The 14353-nt window shown below is 73.6% G+C and carries 21 protein-coding genes; 6 read left to right on the forward strand and 15 right to left on the reverse strand.

The features are described from left to right. Positions 1–63: 63 nt before the first annotated feature. Positions 64–735, reverse strand: coding sequence for an ATP-binding protein (locus J7W19_RS31295; protein WP_004947763.1), 672 nt, complete (start codon positions 733–735; stop codon positions 64–66). A 176-nt stretch (positions 736–911) separates the two neighbouring features. On the opposite strand from J7W19_RS31295, the gene J7W19_RS31300 reads away from it, so the two are divergent. Then, entirely contained in the window at positions 912–1625 is a 714-nt protein-coding gene (locus J7W19_RS31300) for a class I SAM-dependent methyltransferase (RefSeq protein ID WP_051072649.1), read from the forward strand. Positions 1626–1636: 11 nt separating this feature from the next. On the opposite strand, the gene J7W19_RS31305 is transcribed toward J7W19_RS31300, so the two are convergent. Beyond that, positions 1637–2098 (reverse strand): MarR family winged helix-turn-helix transcriptional regulator, encoded by a 462-nt coding sequence (locus tag J7W19_RS31305; protein WP_004947756.1) that lies wholly within the window; start codon positions 2096–2098, stop codon positions 1637–1639. A 57-nt stretch (positions 2099–2155) separates the two neighbouring features. Here J7W19_RS31305 and J7W19_RS31310 point away from each other — a divergent pair, with 57 nt between their 5' ends. Then, positions 2156–2563, forward strand: coding sequence for a VOC family protein (locus J7W19_RS31310; RefSeq protein WP_004947753.1), 408 nt, complete (start codon positions 2156–2158; stop codon positions 2561–2563). An 18-nt stretch (positions 2564–2581) separates the two neighbouring features. Here J7W19_RS31310 and J7W19_RS31315 read toward each other — a convergent pair whose 3' ends face one another. The 5 genes from J7W19_RS31315 to J7W19_RS31335 form a co-directional block, all read right to left on the reverse strand. Beyond that, entirely contained in the window at positions 2582–2986 is a 405-nt protein-coding gene (locus J7W19_RS31315; RefSeq protein ID WP_004947750.1) for a hypothetical protein, read from the reverse strand. Between the two features lie 113 nt (positions 2987–3099). Beyond that, a complete protein-coding gene (locus tag J7W19_RS31320; RefSeq protein ID WP_004947749.1) occupies positions 3100–4050 on the reverse strand; it encodes an anti-sigma factor RsbA family regulatory protein in 951 nt (316 codons plus the stop codon). Between the two features lie 130 nt (positions 4051–4180). Beyond that, on the reverse strand, positions 4181–4435 hold the full coding sequence (locus J7W19_RS31325) for a WhiB family transcriptional regulator (RefSeq protein ID WP_004947748.1): 255 nt from the start codon (positions 4433–4435) through the stop codon (positions 4181–4183). 183 nt (positions 4436–4618) lie between these two features. After that, positions 4619–5503: an RNA polymerase sigma factor SigF gene (locus J7W19_RS31330; protein WP_004947745.1), complete on the reverse strand. Its 885-nt coding sequence runs from the start codon at positions 5501–5503 to the stop codon at positions 4619–4621. 222 nt (positions 5504–5725) lie between these two features. Continuing rightward, positions 5726–5896 carry a hypothetical protein gene (locus J7W19_RS31335; protein WP_004947742.1) on the reverse strand — a complete coding sequence of 57 codons (171 nt, stop codon included), beginning with the start codon at positions 5894–5896 and terminating at the stop codon, positions 5726–5728. Here J7W19_RS31335 and J7W19_RS31340 point away from each other — a divergent pair. Beyond that, entirely contained in the window at positions 5895–6071 is a 177-nt protein-coding gene (locus tag J7W19_RS31340) for a hypothetical protein (protein ID WP_158688796.1), read from the forward strand. The two genes, J7W19_RS31335 and J7W19_RS31340, sit on opposite strands and share 2 nt — an antisense overlap. A gap of 40 nt (positions 6072–6111) precedes the next feature. After that, positions 6112–6285: a CsbD family protein gene (locus J7W19_RS31345; RefSeq protein WP_004947741.1), complete on the forward strand. Its 174-nt coding sequence runs from the start codon at positions 6112–6114 to the stop codon at positions 6283–6285. A gap of 110 nt (positions 6286–6395) precedes the next feature. On the opposite strand, the gene J7W19_RS31350 is transcribed toward J7W19_RS31345, so the two are convergent. Next, the gene (locus J7W19_RS31350; protein WP_004947738.1) at positions 6396–6845 is read right to left on the reverse strand and encodes an SRPBCC family protein; all 450 of its coding nucleotides are present in this window, start codon (positions 6843–6845) and stop codon (positions 6396–6398) included. 278 nt (positions 6846–7123) lie between these two features. On the opposite strand from J7W19_RS31350, the gene J7W19_RS31355 reads away from it, so the two are divergent. Next, entirely contained in the window at positions 7124–7390 is a 267-nt protein-coding gene (locus J7W19_RS31355) for a hypothetical protein (protein WP_004947735.1), read from the forward strand. Positions 7391–7442: 52 nt separating this feature from the next. Here J7W19_RS31355 and J7W19_RS31360 read toward each other — a convergent pair whose 3' ends face one another. Continuing rightward, positions 7443–9500, reverse strand: a complete 2058-nt coding sequence (locus J7W19_RS31360) for a phosphocholine-specific phospholipase C (protein WP_004947731.1) — start codon at positions 9498–9500, stop codon at positions 7443–7445. A gap of 195 nt (positions 9501–9695) precedes the next feature. After that, positions 9696–11507, reverse strand: coding sequence for a hydroxysqualene dehydroxylase (locus J7W19_RS31365; RefSeq protein WP_004947728.1), 1812 nt, complete (start codon positions 11505–11507; stop codon positions 9696–9698). A gap of 176 nt (positions 11508–11683) precedes the next feature. Between J7W19_RS31365 and J7W19_RS31370 the strand changes: the two genes are divergently transcribed. Further along, positions 11684–11881: a hypothetical protein gene (locus J7W19_RS31370; RefSeq protein ID WP_004947725.1), complete on the forward strand. Its 198-nt coding sequence runs from the start codon at positions 11684–11686 to the stop codon at positions 11879–11881. 179 nt (positions 11882–12060) lie between these two features. Here the strand turns inward: J7W19_RS31370 and J7W19_RS31375 are convergent, their stop codons facing one another. From J7W19_RS31375 to J7W19_RS31395, 5 genes are all read right to left on the reverse strand, one after another. Beyond that, a complete protein-coding gene (locus tag J7W19_RS31375; protein WP_004947722.1) occupies positions 12061–12447 on the reverse strand; it encodes a hypothetical protein in 387 nt (128 codons plus the stop codon). Between the two features lie 130 nt (positions 12448–12577). Next, positions 12578–12865, reverse strand: coding sequence for a gas vesicle protein K (locus J7W19_RS31380; RefSeq protein WP_004947718.1), 288 nt, complete (start codon positions 12863–12865; stop codon positions 12578–12580). Between the two features lie 7 nt (positions 12866–12872). Beyond that, on the reverse strand, positions 12873–13115 hold the full coding sequence (locus J7W19_RS31385; RefSeq protein ID WP_004947714.1) for a gas vesicle protein: 243 nt from the start codon (positions 13113–13115) through the stop codon (positions 12873–12875). Further along, entirely contained in the window at positions 13112–13945 is an 834-nt protein-coding gene (locus J7W19_RS31390) for a GvpL/GvpF family gas vesicle protein (RefSeq protein ID WP_004947712.1), read from the reverse strand. Before J7W19_RS31390 ends, J7W19_RS31385 begins: the two co-directional genes overlap by 4 nt. Further along, entirely contained in the window at positions 13942–14328 is a 387-nt protein-coding gene (locus J7W19_RS31395; protein ID WP_004947711.1) for a gas vesicle protein, read from the reverse strand. The genes J7W19_RS31390 and J7W19_RS31395 overlap by 4 nt, the downstream gene beginning before the upstream one ends. Positions 14329–14353: the final 25 nt, after the last annotated feature.

The following is a 14353-nucleotide window of genomic DNA, read 5'->3' on the forward strand; positions in this document are numbered from 1 at the left end:
CTCACGGATACTCACACCGACGATCGTGACAGAGGGGTCTGACAACGCCCGCCCGCCGCCGCCCTACCGCCGGAACGCGACGGCCCTCACGTGCTCGCGCGTCGTCCGGTCCAGCAGAACCACCGAGGCCGCCTCCGGTACCGGGCTCCGGCCCGGCTTCCCGGCGCCGAGGGCGGTGAGCGCGTCCGACAGCCGCCGCAGCCCGCGCCGGTGCCGGTCGAAGACGCGGGGCCGGGCCCACCGCCCGCGCGCCTCCTGCCCGGCCAGGGCGTCGGCCGCCGTCAGATCCAGGAGCACCAGGTGCAGTTCGCGGCCCCGGCGCCCGGTCTCCCGGGCGAGCAGCCGCCGCAGCCACGGCCGGCTGCCGCAGTCGTGCACCAGCAGCGGCCCGCCGGCCCGGACCGCGTTCCACAGCCGGCGGGCGTACACCAGGCGCGCCCACGGCCGGTACACCGCGTACGGCAGCCAGGCCGGCATCACCGCCGCGCAGTCCTCGTGCGCGTCCCTCGGGTCGACGACCGACGCGGCTCCCGACCAGCGGCGGCTCAGGGTGCTCTTGCCGCTGCCGGGCAGTCCCGACACCACCAGCACGGCGTCGGCGGGGTACACCAGCAGCGCGGGGGCCCGTTCCGGTCCCCGCAGGTCCAGCAGGCCCCTCGGCCGCGGCGCCGGCTCCGGCCCTCCGGCCGGCGCCGCCCGCCCGGCGGTTCCGGCCGGCCTGCGTATGTCGTCCACTGCTCCCACGGTCCCTTCGGTCACGAGCCCTGACGCCCGGCGTGCACTCCGCCGGAGCCTCGCACAAGACGCCGGGGGAGCGCGGACGGTTGCGCACCGCGCCCGCGCGGCCCGGCGCCCCGGCCGGGACGTGACCCGTGCCGCGAACGGGTCGTTGGCCGACTGTGATCGACGACATGCCCCGGGGCGGCCCCGGCGCCGCGTGGTGGGACCGGCTGTACGAGACCGACCGACCCGAGTACCTCGACCGCGCCGACGCGGCGGGCCGGCGCCGCCGGGTGCTGCGCGGACTGGACCGGCTGGAACGGCTCACCCTCGCCCACCGGACGTGCGGCGGCCTCGTCCTGGACGGCCTGCGGGACGTGCCCCGGCCGCGCTTCCTCGAACTCGGCGCCGGGGGCGGCGGACTGGCCCGCTGGGTCCTCGACCGCCACCCGGCCGCCCGGGCCACCGTCAGCGACGTCGCGCCGGACCTCGTCGAGGCCCTGCGGGCGGGACCGCTCGGCCGCCACGCGCGGGCCACCGTCGAACGACTCGACGCCACTGCGATCGACGCGCCCGACGGCTCCTACGACCTCGCCCTGTTCAGCCGGTCCCTGCACCACCTGCCGCCCCGGGGCGCGGCGGACGTGCTGCGCGAGGGCACCCGCGTCGCCCGGCGGTTGCTGGTCATCGACCTGTGGCGCCACCCCGTGTGCCTGGCGGCCGTCCCACCGGCCTTCCTCTGCGGCGGGCCCGCCCAAGCGCACGACGCCGTCGTCAGCCTGCGCAAGGCGTACAGTCCGGCGGCGCTCCGCCACCTGGCCGCCGCCTGCGGCGCGCCCGTCGCCCTGCGCACGCGGTTCCTGCCGCCCCTGTACCTGGCGGCCGTCGCCACCCGGCGGGGGTGACGCGCGCGTCGCTACGGCCGCCCCGGCTCGCCCCCGCCTTCCTGCATGTGGTGGAAGACCTTGTCGAGCAAGGAGTGCAGCCGTTCCCGCTCCGGGCCGGTGAGCGGGGCGAGCAGCGCGTCCTGCGCGGCGCGTACGTCGTCGGTGAGCCGGGCGAGCTCGGTGGCGCCGGTGGGGGACAGGGTGACGGTGAGGCGGCGGCGGTCGCGGGGGTCGCGGGTGCGTTCGACGTGGCCGAGGGCGGCGAGGTCGTCCACCACCTTCGTCATGTCGCTGGGGTCGATCGCCAGGCGCTCGGCCAGCTCCCGTTGGGCGTGCGGGCCGAAGTCGGCGAGGGCGGCCAGCACGGCCATGTGCCACATCCGCAGATCGCGGTCGGCCAGCCGGGCCGCGACCCGGCCGCGCGCGTTCTTGCCGACGCGGGAGAGGAGATAGGGCGTCAGGGCGGTGAGGGTGGGGGGTGTCTCGGTCACGTCAGTATTGTAGGTTGCGACCCATCATTGGTCTGCGCCCACCATTGGAGAGGTGTCATGGACGCCCTGCATCCCCGCCTGCTCGTCGGCCGGTTCGCCGAGACCTTCCGCTTCTACGCCGCCGTCCTGCCCGAACTCACCGGTGCCCACCTCGTCCGCGGCACGGAGGAAGGGCCGTACGCCCACTGGGACCTGGCCGGCGAGGGACTGCTGATGCTGCTCGACCGCCGGGCCATGGCCGATGTCCTCGGCGACGCGGCGGACACGGACCAGGCCCCCGCCGACCGGACGACGCTGGTCAGCCGCGTCCCGGACGTCGACGCCGGGTACGCCCTCTGCCTGCGGCACGGCGCCACGGCGGTCGCGGCCCCCGCCGCGCGGCCGGAGTGGGGGCCGACCCTGCGGACGGCCCATGTCCGCGACCCCGAGGGCAACCTCGTCGAGCTGCAGTCCTACGACGGATGAGGCCCGCCGGGCCCGCCGTCAGCCGCCGGACTTCCGGATCTCCACGCACTTTACGCCGAGCGGCTTCAGCTTGCCCCCGACGTGCTCCCAGCCCTCCGCGCAGATTTTCGTGCGGTCCGCCACGCCCCGGCCCCAGGCCACCGTGTACCGCAGGCCCTCGTGCCAGTGCTGCAGCGCGCTGGTGTTGTCGACACCGCCGCCGTACAGCCGGTAGTGGCCGAAGAACTTCGCGCCGGGGGCCGGGGTGACCGTCGCCCGCGCCACGTAGAGGCCGTTCCGCTCGACCTGGAGGCAGGTCTGCCCGACGCAGTCGCCGCCGCCCGCCGACGCCGGCGGCGCCACGGCGGCGCAGAGCGCCAGGGTGCCCGCCGCGGCCATGGCCGCGCGTACGGCCCACCGCGTTCTCGCGATGACACGCTTCATCCGTCCCGTTCCTTCCCGTCGGCCCGGCGCCTCGCCGGCGCCCGCCCACGCTCGCCGTTCCGGGCGGGCCGGCGCAATCGAACTGCGCCGGTTTCACCCGCACGACGGGTGGTTCAGGACGACGGGACGCGGGTCAGGAGGCAGCGCGTCGTGGTGCCGCCCGGGCCGGTGTGGGTACGGACCAGGTCGCTCAGGGTGTGGACCAGCAGCAGGCCCCGGCCGCCGGGCCGGTCAGGCGAGGGCGGCCGGCGGCCGGCCAGCGGATCGGTGACGTGCCCGCGGTCCTGCACCTCCCACACCACGTGGCCGCCCTCGGCCCAGATCCGCACCGTTCCCGTCCCGCCGCCGTGCACCACGCTGTTGGTGGTCAGCTCGGCGACGGCCAGCGCCAGGTCGTCCCGGCGCTCGGGCGCCAGGCCGAGCGCCACGGCCCGTTCCACCACGGCGTGCCGCGCCTCCGGCAGCAGCTCGTCGTCGAAGTCGAAGGAGAGGACGGAACCGGCCCGCGGCGGCGGCAGCGGCTGGTTGTAGGCGGCGATGATGTGGTCCGGCGCGTAGGAGCCGCTGGGGCCGTTGCGGTCGCCGTCGATGATCACCGGGTGGGTCGCGTAGGCGTCGGCCACCGCGCGCGGATCCAGCCGTGCCGTGTCGTACGGGCAGACGATGGTCACCCTGCGGCCCGCGAACGCGTGGTTGATCAGGGCCTCGTGCTGGACGCACGCCGGGTACTCCGTGGCGGAGCGGCTCGCCCAGATCGGCTCGCCGATGATGCGGACGTGCCGGCCGGGATGGGCGTCGGCGAAGGCCCGCAGCACCCGTGGGATGATCCGTCCCGGATTGCGGCCCGCCTCCTCCATGTCGACGAACCGGACGCCGGACCCGTCCGGGCCCAGCGCGTCCCGCAGCAGCTCCAGCCGGGCGCGGGGCACGGCGATCGCCACCGGGTCGCCGTCGGCCAGCCCCTCGCGGACGAACGCCGTGAGCGCGGCGACGTATTCTCCACCGTCCCGGTAGAACAACGCCGGGTGGACGAACGGCCCGGCCACGGCCGTCGTGTTGTTCACAGCGTCACCTCGATCACTGGCGGGTCCGGACCGTACGTCCGTCACGGGTCCGCTCACCGTCCCCGCGGGGCGTGCGGGGACGCACGGTGGGCCGGGAACGCCCCGTCCCGCCGGGAGCTCCGCCACCGTACTAGGAAGACGTACCCACACGGCGCCTTCCCGTCCCCCGCAGGAGCTCACGCCTGTCCCCCTCGCTCGTGCCACCCCACACCCCGTATTCCTGGCGGGTCTCCACGGCCCATCGCAGACATTCTTCCCTCACCGGGCAGCGCGCGCAGACCGATTTGGCCCCTTCGGTCTGCGCCAGCGCCGGAGCTCCCGTGCCGATGGGGAAGAACAGGTCGGGGTCCTCTTCCGTACAGGCGGCGTACTGTCGCCAGTCCACGTCGGTACCTCCGTTCCGGGTCTTCCGGGATCGTCCCTCTCTCCACGCCTCGCCCGGAAGTCCGGAAATAACCCTGGAAGAAGCCCCGCGGTCGTGCTCCCGCGCACGACGGCGCCCCTCGCCGGCCCGAGAGCCGTGAGGGGCGACGCCGTGCGCGGTGGAACCGGCCGCCGGAAGGCGGGATCACTGCTGGGCGAGCATCTTCTTGCGCAGCCTGCCGAGGGTGCGGCTGAGCAGCCGGGAGACGTGCATCTGGGAGATGCCGAGCTCGGCGCCGATCTGCGACTGGGTCATCTCCTGCCCGAAGCGCATCTCCAGCATCAACCGTTCCCGCTCGTCCAGCTCCTGCAGCAGCGGCTTGAGGACGTGCAGCGCCTCGACCTTCTCCAGGTTCTCGTCCACGGTCCCGATCCGCTCCGACCACGAGCGCGAGGAGTCGTGACCGCGCGGGCCGGGCTCGGCGGGGGTGTCGATGGAGTGGGCGGAGTAGCCGTTGCTGGCGACCTGGGCCTCGATGACCTCGTCCTCGGAGAGGTCGAGCACCTCGGCCAGCTCCTTGACCGTCGGGGAGCGGCCCAGCCGGCCGGAGAGTTCCTCCGTCGCCTTGACGAGTTCCACCCGCAGTTCCTGGAGCCGGCGGGGGACGTGGACGGCCCAACTGGTGTCACGGAAGAAGCGTTTGATCTCGCCGGTGATGTAGGGGATGGCGAGGGTGGTGAACTCGACCTCACGGGTCAGATCGAACCGGTCGATCGCCTTGATCAGACCGATCGTGCCCACCTGGACGATGTCCTCCATCTGGTCGGCGCGACCGCGGAAGCGGCCGGCGACATAACGCACCAGGGAGAGGTTCATCTCGATGAGGGTGTTCCGGACGTACTGGTACTCGTGCGTACCTTCCTCCAGGACCGCCAGCCGGTCCAGGAAGAGCTTGTTCAGGGCCCGGGCGTCGCGCGGGTCGATGCCTCCCGCGTCCTCCACCTGCGGCAGATCCACACCGAGAGGCCCACCCGCCGCCGTGCTGCTCCGCGCGGCTCCGGCCGTCTGCGTCACGCTCGTGCTGGTCACGTGCGCCCTCCTTCAACTGTGCTTGACAGTTCGGCTCCTGCCCCGGGTTCGCCGGGACATGCCTGTAAGCAGGGCGAATTTCGGCCGGACTCCCATGCGGTTCCGGCCGGACAGCAGTGGGGCCCGGCGGGGATCAGGTCCCGCCGGGCCCGAGGACGGGGCCGTGATGGCCGTGGTGGCCGTGATGCCCGCGGTGTCCGCGATGGCCGTGACGTCAGAAGGTCACCATCGGTACCAGCGACTGCGGCCGCCGCCCGAGTCCACGGAGCGCACGAGGAAGCCGAGCAGCCAGATGACGAGCACCGCCACGGCGACCCACCACAGAATCTTCACGGCGAATCCGGCACCGAAAAGGATCAGAGCGAGGAGCAGGACCAGAAGAAGGGGAACCATGGAAATCAACCTCCGACGTGTCGTCTTCCCGATGCTTTCGCTTTTATCCGCGCTTCCTTTCTTCATGCCGGGCCGATACGGATTCGAGACCGAACTCGCCCGGCGCGCATACGACTTAGGTGCGCCGGTGGCCGATGGGTTTACGGAGGGCGGGCCCGGGCAGTCGCCGGGATGAAATCACCACGGACCGCCATCGACACCGAGGAGATATCGAGATGAGCGCTCAGGAAAAGGCCAAGGCCAAGGCGGAGCAGGCCAAGGGCAAGCTCAAGGAGCAGGCCGGCCGGGCCGTCGGCAACGAGAGCAAGGAGGCCGAGGGCCGGGCCGACCAGGCCAAGGGCGACCTGCGGGGCGCCAAGGAGAAGGCGAAGGACGCGTTCCGCGACTGACGTCCTTCCGGTGGGACCCCCGAGGGGGCCGCGGTCCGAGGACCGCGGCCCCCTCGCCGTTCCGGAGAACGCCCCCCGTTCCGGAACCCGGAACGGGGGGCGCCTCAGGCTCACACCCGGCCGCGCCACCGGCCCGTCTCCAGGCCGCGCGACTCGATGAACGTCTTGAACCGCTCCAGATCGCCCGTGGCCTGCCGGCGGACGAACCCGAGCTTGTCGCCCACCGTGTCCACCACGCCCTCCGGCGTGTGGTCGAACTGGAGCATCACCTTGGTCCGGGCCGCGTCCAGCCGGTGGAACGTGACGACGCCCGCCTGCCGGACGTCACCGTCCACGGTGGTCCACGCCACCCTCTCGTCCGGGATCTGCTCGGTGATCACCGCGTCGAACTCCCGCCGGACCCCGTCCGTCTTGGTCACCCAGTGCGTCAGCGTCGGCGAACGCTGCTCGACCCGCTCCACGCCCTCCATGAATTGCGGGAACTCCTCGAACTGCGTCCACTGGTTGTACGCCGTGGTGACCGGAACGGCGACCTCGACGGATTCCTCGATCTGCGACATGCTGCCTCCTCGCGCGGTAGGTACGCGCCGTGTACAGAGGGAAAGGCGGACACGTCGCGGATGCCCGGGAATCCGGCGGGCAGACATGCCGTTCCGGCGGTTCTCCGATCCGGCGGGACGGAACACATTCGTCGCCGGAGAACCACACGTCCCGGCGGCAATGCCGGAAACACCCCTTTGCGCGCGCCCTTTTCCGCGCCCGTACGCGCCCCGCAGAATGGGCGCCCGGCAGCACCGGAGCGAGCGCATGGAAACCGCGAAGAAGGGGGTGAAAGCGGATGAACCACACCAACACGGACCATCCGGGTTTCGCCGCCCTGTCGGCCCGGCTGACCGGACGGGACGAGGACGAACTGCGGGCGACCGGGCTCGTCCGGCTCTACCACGACGCCACGCTGGAACGGGTCGGCCGGGAGGCCGTCGGGCGGTTCCTCGACGACCTCGACGCGGCGGGCGGCGACCCCGACGCGCTGGTGGATCCGGAGTCGCGCGGGATCGCGCGGGCCATCGTGCAACTGTGGCGGACGGGCGTCTGGCCGCCCTGACCGGGGAGCGGTAGTAGGGGAGCGGCCGGACGCCCGGACGCGCGGGCGGGGCTCAGCGGGTGGCGATGGCCGGGTCGCTCACCCCGGAGGCGCCCGTCTCGACGTGCCCGGCGAAGCGCCGCAGGTAAGTGCCCTCCTCATGCGAGACCACCGTGACGTCGTACCACCGCTTGCCCGCCCGCGTCCGCACCGTGTGCCGCACGGTGGCGCCCGGCCGCACGGTCAGGGTCTCGGCCGGGCCGCCGTAGGCGTCGGTGACGGTCAGGTGGCAGTCGGCCGTGCCCCGCTGGGTCAGGACGAGGTCGAGGTCACCGGTGGCCGCGTTGTGGCGGGCGGTGACCTCGGGGCCGGCGGTGCCGCCCGGACCTCTGAAGCTCCGGAGGAAGCCGTTCGGGCCGTGCACCGTGAGGTCGTAGACGCCCTTGGAGTACGCCGTGTTCCAGGTGTCGGCGATCGTCTTCCCGGCCTCCGTGGTGTAGGTCCACGGGCCGTCCGTGCGGTTGGGCGAGGTGACGAGGAACTGCGCGCCCGCCGCCTCGCCGCCGCCGAACGTCAGGGTGTACCTGCCGGTCGCCGGCGTCCCCGTCCCGTCGGTGAACGGCGCGTAGGGCAGCGGCCGGGTGGGACGGGAGCCCGGCTCCTGGCGGGGGAGGGAGCCGGTCGCGGGCGGCTTGGGGACGTAGTCGGGGTGGCGCAGCCGGTCCGGGGGCCGGTAGCCGTCCGTGGCCGGCAGCGCGGCGGGCCCGGTGCTCGCCCGGCTGAAGTCGAAGGCGGAGGTGAGATCGCCGCACACCGCCCGCCGCCACGGCGAGATGTTGGGCTCGCGCACCCCGAAGCGGCTCTCCATGAACCGGATGACCGAGGTGTGGTCGAAGACCTCGGAGCACACGAAACCGCCGGTGCTCCACGGCGAGACCACCAGCATCGGTACGCGCTGCCCCAGCCCGTAGGGGCCCGCCGTCTTGCCGATGCTCCCCTTGTAGAGGTCGGGCCCCGGGTCGACGGTGGACAGTCCCTGGGCCGCGGAGGCCGGCGGGAAGGGCGGGACGACGTGGTCGAAGAAGCCGTCGTTCTCGTCGTAGGTGATGAACAGCGCGGTGCGGCTCCACACCTCGGGGTCGGCGGTGAGCGCGTCCAGCACCTGGGCGATGTACCAGGCGCCGTAGTTGGCGGGCCAGTTGGGGTGCTCGCTGTACGCCTCCGGCGCGGCGATCCAGGAGACCTGCGGCAGCCTGCCGGCCTTCACGTCCGCCTTGAGGACGTCGAAGAGGCCGTCGCCCTTGCGGACGTCGGTCCCGGTGCGGGCCTTCTCGTACAGCGGGTCGCCCGGCTTGGCGTCGCGGTAGGCGTTGAAGTAGAGGAGCGAGTTGTCGCCGTAGTTCCCCCGGTAGGCATCGCCGGTCCAGCCCCACTTGCCCTTGGCGTCCAGGCCGTCGCCGACGTCCTGGTAGACCTTCCACGAGATCCCGGCCTTCTCCAGCCGCTCGGGGTAGGTGGTCCAGCCGTACCCCGCCTCGTCGTTCCCGAGGACCGGGCCGCCGCCCTTGCCGTCGTTGCCGGTGTACCCGCTCCACAGGTAGTAGCGGTTGGGGTCGGTGGACCCGATGAACGAGCAGTGGTAGGCGTCGCAGAGGGTGAACGCGTCGGCGAGGGCGTAGTGGAACGGTATGTCCTCGCGGGTCAGGTACGCCATGGTGGTCGCCGTCTTGGCCGGCACCCACTGGTCGTAGCGGCCCTTGTCGAAGGCCCGCTGCCCGCCCGCCCAGTCGTGGTTGAGGTCTTGGAGGAACTGCATGCCCAGGTGGTCGGCCTTGGGGCGGAACGGCAGGATGTCGCGCTTGCCGTCCGACTGGTGCCAGACGGACTTCCCGCTGGGCAGGGTCACGGGCCGCGGGTCACCGAAGCCGCGTACGCCCCGCAGGGACCCGAAGTAGTGATCGAAGGAACGGTTCTCCTGCATCAGGACGACGATGTGCTCGACGTCCCGGATGCTGCCGGTGCTCCGCCGGGCCGGAATGGCGGCGGCGCGGGCGATGCTGCCGGACAGCGCGGTGAACGCGGCGGTGCCGCCGGTCAGTTGCAGGAACCGCCGGCGGTCGATCTCTCCCATGGGCAAGGTGACCTCTGAGGGTGTGTGGGGGAAGGGGGACGAAGCGCTCCAAGGACAGCGAGGCGGGTGGAAGGGGTGGTGGCGACACTGTGACGCCGGGGGGTACGGCAGGGGAACAGGGTGTCCGCGCCATCCCGGGACCCGTCCGGCGCCTGAGATCAGCCGGCGGATCCGGGCGACAGAACGGCCGACGGATCAGCCGACGTCCAGGACGTGCCGCAGCCCCTGCCGCCAGCGCTGCCGGTCCAGCGCCCGGGCCGCGGCGAACTCCGGCGCCTCGTACCCCCGGAACGTCCGGACCTCCGCCGCACCGCCCCCGCCCGTACCCCCCGCCGCGGCCAGGATCGCCCCGGCGGCCCGCCGCCCGGCCTCGTTCGCCGTCTCCATCGAGGCGAAGTCGACGTTGCTGTACGTCCGGACGTGATCGGCGGCCAGGAACAGGTTCCCCACGGCGGTGGTGGCCTCGGGCCGCAGGTCCCAGGAGCCGGCGGTGTTCATCAGGAACGGGTCGTCGTCGCGCAGGCCGCCGCTGCCGTCCTCGGTGATCGCCTCGTCCAGGTTCCAGGTCTCCAACCGGGCGTCGTCCAGCGGCGCGTGGTCGGCGAGGTGCGCCTTCATCTGCGCCCACACCTCGCGTGCGACCTCGGCCCGGGTGCAGCGCCGGGCGGGTTTGCCGTAGAGGATGCCCGGTGTCTCCCAGTCGGAGATCACCACGGACAGCGACTCCCGCACCCGCCCGTCGCCCCAGGTCCGGGCGAAGGGCGCCGACCAGACCCGGGACTGGGCGATGGACGCCAGCTTCCAGGGGGAGTCCACGTGGACGACGTGGCCCCGGATGCCGGGGGCCTGCTCGCGGAGGTAGTACTGGATGCCGCCGCACCAGGTGTGCCGCAGCCCGTCCATGGCCGCCAGCCGGGGGTCGGCCGACCGGAGGGCGGGGTTCCAGAGGCGGACGGCCCGGTCGGCGGGGAGGGCGACCACGAACCAGTCGGCGTCGATCCGTTCCGTCGTGCCGTGCGCGGTCCGGGTCGTCGCCGAGGCGATCCGGCCGCCGCGCAGGTCGAGCCGCTCCACGGTGCGGCCGAAGACGAACCGCACGCCGAGCGAACGCAGGTGGGCCGCCCAGGGGTCGAGCCACGCCTCACTGGTCGGCGCGTCGAAGACGCGGTCGAACGGCCCGCCGGCGTCACTGCCGCGGCCCGCCAGGTCGTAGAGGATGGACTCCATGCCCTGGCCGCAGGTCCGGGTGCTGGCCACGGGCGCCCGGAGCGCCTGCAGCAACTGGACGCCGCCGCCGAGGAACTTCTGGTAGTCCTCCGACATCCCGTCCGCCCGGATGAAGTCCCACCAGCGCACGTACTCCCACTGCCCGAACCGGCGTTCCGTACAGCTCGTCAGCAGCATCACCGCCTGCTTGGCGAAGAACAGCGCCTCCCACGGCGGCAGGCGCACGCCCTCCTGGAGGAGGCCGGCGAGCGAGGCGATCAGCAGGTTCGCGTCGGAGAGCGACGGCGGGGCCCACCGGGCGACGGGGACGGGGATGTCCGGCCGCCCCGGGACGCGGGCGAACTCGCCCCACCGCACGGGGGTGAGCCGGGAGTGCACGCTCCGCCCGCCGGGCAGCGGGATGCGGCGGAGGGTGTCGGGGAGGTTGTGGTAGAAGCCGAACACCCCGCGGTGGCCGTGCTCGCCGGGCAGGTCCCGGCGGCCCCCGGTACCGGTGTGCGGGACGTACAGGGAGCGGGCCTTGCCACCGGGGACCGCGCGCCGCTCGTACACCGTCACCGCGAAACCGCGTTCCGCGAGCTCGTGGGCGACGGTGAGGCCGCCGACGCCGGCGCCGATCACGGCGACGCGACGGCCGTCCGCGGACCGGGCCGCCCGCCGGGACGCGGACCGCGCGGTGCCCGGCGCCAGGCCGGACGCGGCGCCCGCCGCCGCCCCGAGGAACAGGGTGCGACGGCGGGGATCCACGGACGGTCCGGCTGCCGCGGGCAGTTCGGGCATGGAGCGCACCCCTTCCTCCGGAGCCCGGACCGGAGGGGCCCGGGGCTCACGCCGGACGCTACGGGCCGGGTGCGCGCCCGGGTCGGAAAACGCCGCCGGGTCCGTCGAACGGGTTGTGGTGTCGCTCGCGGGTGCCGTCGTTCTGGCTGTCGGTGCGACCGTGCGATGATCGGTCGGTGAGGAAGCGGGAACGTGAGTGCGAGCGCTGCGGACGGCTCGGCCGGAGGCGCCGGCGGAAGTGCCGGCGGTGCCGGACCGGGCGGTTCGAGACGGCGGACACCGTGGCCGACATCGCCGAGACGGCGGTGGAGGTGGGGGCGTTGCGGGCGGTGGCGCGCGGGGTGAGTGCCCTGGCGAGGGCGTTCTTCGTGTGACGCCGACGGGCCCCGGACGGTTGGGCGGGCCGCTCGCCGCTCGCCGCTCGCCGCTCGCCGCTCGCCGCTCGCCGCTCGCCGCTCGCCGCTCGCCGCTCGCCGCTCGCCGCTCGCCGGATCGGCGGATCGGCCGCCGGTTCGGAGGAGCGTCTTCCGGCTCGGCGGATCGGCCGGCCGGCTCAGCGGATCGGCCGGAACGAGAAGTACGTGTGCGACGGGTCGTTCCAGGAGCGGCCGGAGGCGACGAGCGCGGTCGCGCTGCCGACGCAGTCGCTGCTCGGCCAGAGGTGCACGGTCCGGTTGGTCATGTTGGTGCCCCGGACCGCCCCGGCCGAGGACGTGTTGTAGCAGACACCGATCTCGGGGCTGAGTTCGATGCCCCGCCGGCCCGCGAAGTCGAACCATTCGACGTAGCAGGTCCCGCCGCCGGGCGGCGGGCAGGCCGGCTCCATCGAGCGGGCCGCGGCGCGGCCCGCCGTGCCGGGGGCCGTCTGGGACAGGCCGGTCGCCCCCAGGACGAGGACGGCGGCGCACAGGAGACGCGGGATCGCACGGCGACGGATCATGGGAATCCCCTCCCGTCCGGAAACGCGTGGATGCGTGGTTCGTCCGGACTTCCCCGTCATGGTCATGCCTGGCTGTGCGGCCGTCCATCACCCGAACGAGGGGCACCCGCCGCTCATCCGCCGGCTCCCGTCACCCGCGGCCCAGCAGCGGTCCCAGCGGACCGAGGTCCAGGTCGAGTTCCGCGGGGTCCAGGTCGTACTGCCGGCAGAGGCCGTCCATGCGGTCGGCGAGCAGCATCAGGGTCATGCCGATCCGCTCCTCCTGCTCCTCGGTGAGGTCGCCCTGGTCGACGCGGCGCAGCGCCTGACGCTCCATCAGCTCGCGGAGGAGCTCGAGGATGGTCAGGACGAGTTTCATCAGGTCGCGTTCGACGGTGTCGCGGTCCAGCTCCACACGGCGGTTCACGGCCGCGCCCATGTCTCCGTCATCCCTCCGTGTCGTCGCTCCGTCGCTCGTCCGTCGTCCCGGCCGGGTCCCGGCGGTCCTCCCAGGGCGAGGGCACCCGGGCGTCCACGGAGCTGATCAGGGCCCGCAGATCGATCCGGACGAGGTCGACGTCCGCGATCCGCAGGGTGATGTCGCCGGTGAGCACCACCCCGCCGGCCAGCAACCGGTCGAGGAGGTCCACCAGGGACAGCCGCTCCGCCGGGAGCCCGCCGGCGTTCACGGGGCGTCCGGGACGCAGGGGTCGTGGGTGACGAAGGAGTAGGGGGCCCACGGTCCCGTCAGCCGGATCCGGAACCCGTCGGCCGCCCGGTCCGTCAGCGCGGAGACCGTCCTCGTGAACTCCTCCGCGCGGTCCCGTGGCACCAGGTAGGCGGCGTTGAGGAGGTTGCGGCCCGGGTGCGCGGCGAGGGGTGGGTTCTGCGGCGGGTACAGCCGGACCGCCTCCGCCAGGGCGGCGAGCGTCTCGTGCACCGCCTCCGCCCGCCGGGCCTCCTGCCGCGCGCCCGTCTCGGCGGCCCGCCGCTCGGCGCCGCGCCGCCGCAGGTAGTCGCGGCCGGAGGGGGGACCCGACGGCTTCGGCGGCGGCGCCGGTGCCGCCGGGGCAGGCGCGGCGTACACCGTGACGCCCCACTCCACGCGCCCCTCCAGCCGGTCGAGCGCGGTCCCGAACGCCTCCCGGCCCGCCGTCAGCATCCGCCGCAGGCCGTCCTCGTCGTGGTAGACGGTCGCCAGCCGCAGCGGCAGCGCGCAGGGGAAGAGGGAGACGGCGGCGTCGACGACCCGCTGGTGGCCGCGGGCCACCCGCTCCAGCCACGCCAGGTCCTCCAGCCGCTCGCGCAGCGCGTCCTCCTCGAAGTCCGCCGCGGGCACCCGGCCCACCAGAGCCGCGAACCCCTCGTGGCACACCTCCCGCACCGGCTCGCCGGCCACGCCCGTCACCGTGTCCGGCACGTTCCGGGCCGTCCCGGTGTCCCGGGCGACCGCGTAGGCGTACAGCAGGTCGGCCTTGGCCGCCGACTCGCCTCCCACCACCGGTTCTCCCGTGGTCACCGCTCCTCACCTCCCCTTCCGTCCGCCCGCCGGTCCCGGACGGCCTCCGTCTCCTGGCCGGGCAGAGCCGGCCGCTCCTCCTCCAGCGCGGCGAGACGCGCCCGCAACCGCTCGTTCTCCTCGCGCAGTTCACGGGAGCGGGCGCCCGAGGAGAGCGAGGGGTCGCTCTCCCACCAGTCGATGCCCATCTCCTTCGCACGGTCGACCGAGGCCACCACCAGACGGAGTTTGATCGTCAGCAGTTCGATGTCGAGCAGATTGACGCGGATGTCGCCCGCGATCACCACGCCCTTGTCGAGCACCCGCTCCAGGATGTCGGCAAGGTTGGCCCCCGAACCCTCCGCGGGGGAGCGGGCGTCGGGCAGTCGGCTCGGGAAACTCATGGCTCTCGGGGCTCCTCTGCGTCGT

Origin of the sequence: Streptomyces mobaraensis NBRC 13819 = DSM 40847 (genome assembly GCF_017916255.1) — a bacterium.
GTDB classification, from domain to species: Bacteria; Actinomycetota; Actinomycetes; order Streptomycetales; family Streptomycetaceae; genus Streptomyces; species Streptomyces mobaraensis.

What these genes read in the sequence shown, in the direction of transcription:
- J7W19_RS31300 (WP_051072649.1), top strand. Translation starts at nt 912, where the DNA reads ATGCCCCGGGGCGGCCCCGGCGCCGCGTGGTGGGACCGGCTGTACGAG.
- J7W19_RS31310 (WP_004947753.1), top strand. Translation starts at nt 2,156, where the DNA reads ATGGACGCCCTGCATCCCCGCCTGCTCGTCGGCCGGTTCGCCGAGACC.
- J7W19_RS31315 (WP_004947750.1), bottom strand. Translation starts at nt 2,986, where the DNA reads ATGAAGCGTGTCATCGCGAGAACGCGGTGGGCCGTACGCGCGGCCATG.
- J7W19_RS31340 (WP_158688796.1), top strand. Translation starts at nt 5,895, where the DNA reads ATGGAAATCAACCTCCGACGTGTCGTCTTCCCGATGCTTTCGCTTTTA.
- J7W19_RS31335 (WP_004947742.1), bottom strand. Translation starts at nt 5,896, where the DNA reads ATGGTTCCCCTTCTTCTGGTCCTGCTCCTCGCTCTGATCCTTTTCGGT.
- J7W19_RS31345 (WP_004947741.1), top strand. Translation starts at nt 6,112, where the DNA reads ATGAGCGCTCAGGAAAAGGCCAAGGCCAAGGCGGAGCAGGCCAAGGGC.
- J7W19_RS31350 (WP_004947738.1), bottom strand. Translation starts at nt 6,845, where the DNA reads ATGTCGCAGATCGAGGAATCCGTCGAGGTCGCCGTTCCGGTCACCACG.
- J7W19_RS31355 (WP_004947735.1), top strand. Translation starts at nt 7,124, where the DNA reads ATGAACCACACCAACACGGACCATCCGGGTTTCGCCGCCCTGTCGGCC.
- J7W19_RS31360 (WP_004947731.1), bottom strand. Translation starts at nt 9,500, where the DNA reads ATGGGAGAGATCGACCGCCGGCGGTTCCTGCAACTGACCGGCGGCACC.
- J7W19_RS31365 (WP_004947728.1), bottom strand. Translation starts at nt 11,507, where the DNA reads ATGCCCGAACTGCCCGCGGCAGCCGGACCGTCCGTGGATCCCCGCCGT.
- J7W19_RS31375 (WP_004947722.1), bottom strand. Translation starts at nt 12,447, where the DNA reads ATGATCCGTCGCCGTGCGATCCCGCGTCTCCTGTGCGCCGCCGTCCTC.
- J7W19_RS31380 (WP_004947718.1), bottom strand. Translation starts at nt 12,865, where the DNA reads ATGGGCGCGGCCGTGAACCGCCGTGTGGAGCTGGACCGCGACACCGTC.
- J7W19_RS31395 (WP_004947711.1), bottom strand. Translation starts at nt 14,328, where the DNA reads ATGAGTTTCCCGAGCCGACTGCCCGACGCCCGCTCCCCCGCGGAGGGT.